At 63.6% G+C, this 1,409-nt stretch carries 2 protein-coding genes; both read left to right on the forward strand.

The genetic code is table 11. From position 1 onward, the window contains the following. The first annotated feature begins 242 nt into the window (after positions 1–242). Positions 243–710 (forward strand): hypothetical protein, encoded by a 468-nt coding sequence (locus IBX18_RS41790; RefSeq protein WP_194838949.1) that lies wholly within the window; start codon positions 243–245, stop codon positions 708–710. Next, positions 698–1,003, forward strand: a complete 306-nt coding sequence (locus IBX18_RS41795; protein ID WP_194838950.1) for a transcriptional regulator — start codon at positions 698–700, stop codon at positions 1,001–1,003. Before IBX18_RS41790 ends, IBX18_RS41795 begins: the two co-directional genes overlap by 13 nt. Positions 1,004–1,409: the final 406 nt, after the last annotated feature.

Genomic DNA, 1,409 nt, shown 5'->3' on the forward strand with positions numbered 1-1,409 from the left:
TCATTGAGGAACCTCACGGAAGATCCATGCCTCAGCGTCGATGAGATCCGGAGTCACCGCTGGAGTCTAGGAGCTGTGCTTCGCGACGGACGTAGTTGACCCGCTCATCGGCAGATCCGGACGTTCGCGAACGCCCGCACGGCGGCAAGAGCGGACGTCTGTCGATGAGCGACCCGGGACGCGGGGCATTCCATTGGGAAACTGGTTTCTAAATGGAAACTCGATGAGGTACGGTCACCTTCATGCAAGAGGCTCAGACACCACGGCAGGCCCTCGACATCGCCGCCGCTACTACTCGGCAGGCGCACGAGGCCGCCGCTCTACCCACCTGGGGGCCTGTCGCGGCCGGTGTGTTCGCCGGACTGTTCACCGGGCTGCTCACCACGGTGAACCGACTCGGCATCGACGACCCGCGCGCGTGGATCGCCGCAATCGCCGGAATCGCCTCGGGCTTGGCGTATTACACAATTGCGCGGTGGCTGCACCGGACCCGGCGTGCGCGCGGCCTCATCCCGCTCCCGCTGGCGCAGTGGAAGCAGATCACGGTGCTGGCACTGATCGTGCCCACCGTGCCGCTGCTCGGCCTCGCTGATCAGCGCATGAGCGGATGGCTACCACTGCTGTGCGGATTGATCACGGGCGGATGGATCTGGTTCGAGCTGGCGCGACCGCAGACCGCACCCTGGAAGACACGACCATGGAGGACCTGAACGAGTTTTTCGCCTCCCTGCCGCGTCTGAAACTTGCCGCGTTCCTCGACGGCTGCACCGAAGCCGAGTTCATGGTCGTCACCGACCTCTGCGAGCTGAACAAATCCACCCTCTCCAAAGCGATGACCATCTTGGAAGCCGCCGGATACCTCACCATCACCAAGGGCTACGTGGGCCGCAAACCGAAAACCTGGCTCGCCCTCACCCATAAAGGCCGCACCGCCTATCACGCCCACCTCGATGCCCTTGCCGTCCTCACGCACAAGGCAAGCCAAACCGCATCCGGATCCTGACCGAACCGACCAGCGCGAGCTTGTCAGAAGATGACCGTAACGCTGCCCCTCGAAAAGCAGGTGCGGGGCGACGAAGCCGGCTCGCTCGTGGACCAGTTCGGGATCAGCTGGATGTTCAACATCACAGCCAAGGACTGATCGAGCACCGACTACTCGGGCGACTGAACGTCAGCTGGTCGGGGTCGTGCAATACCCGGTTGCTTGGCTCCATGGCGGCGGAGCAAGGGTTGAAGCGCACGGTATTCGGCATGAGCGCGCATACCCAGAGGCCGGAAGTCATACGGCCCATTGATCTTCCACGCTCCGGCGCCAGCCGGTTCGAGACGCGGAGTCGCGGCTACAGTGCGTTCCGCTGTGCGAGAGTTGCTGTCATGCCAGCTGAAGTGACGCCGGGCCGCGAGGTTGT

The sequence above is a fragment of the Nocardia sp. XZ_19_369 genome (assembly GCF_015355715.1).
Lineage (GTDB): Bacteria > Actinomycetota > Actinomycetes > Mycobacteriales > Mycobacteriaceae > Nocardia.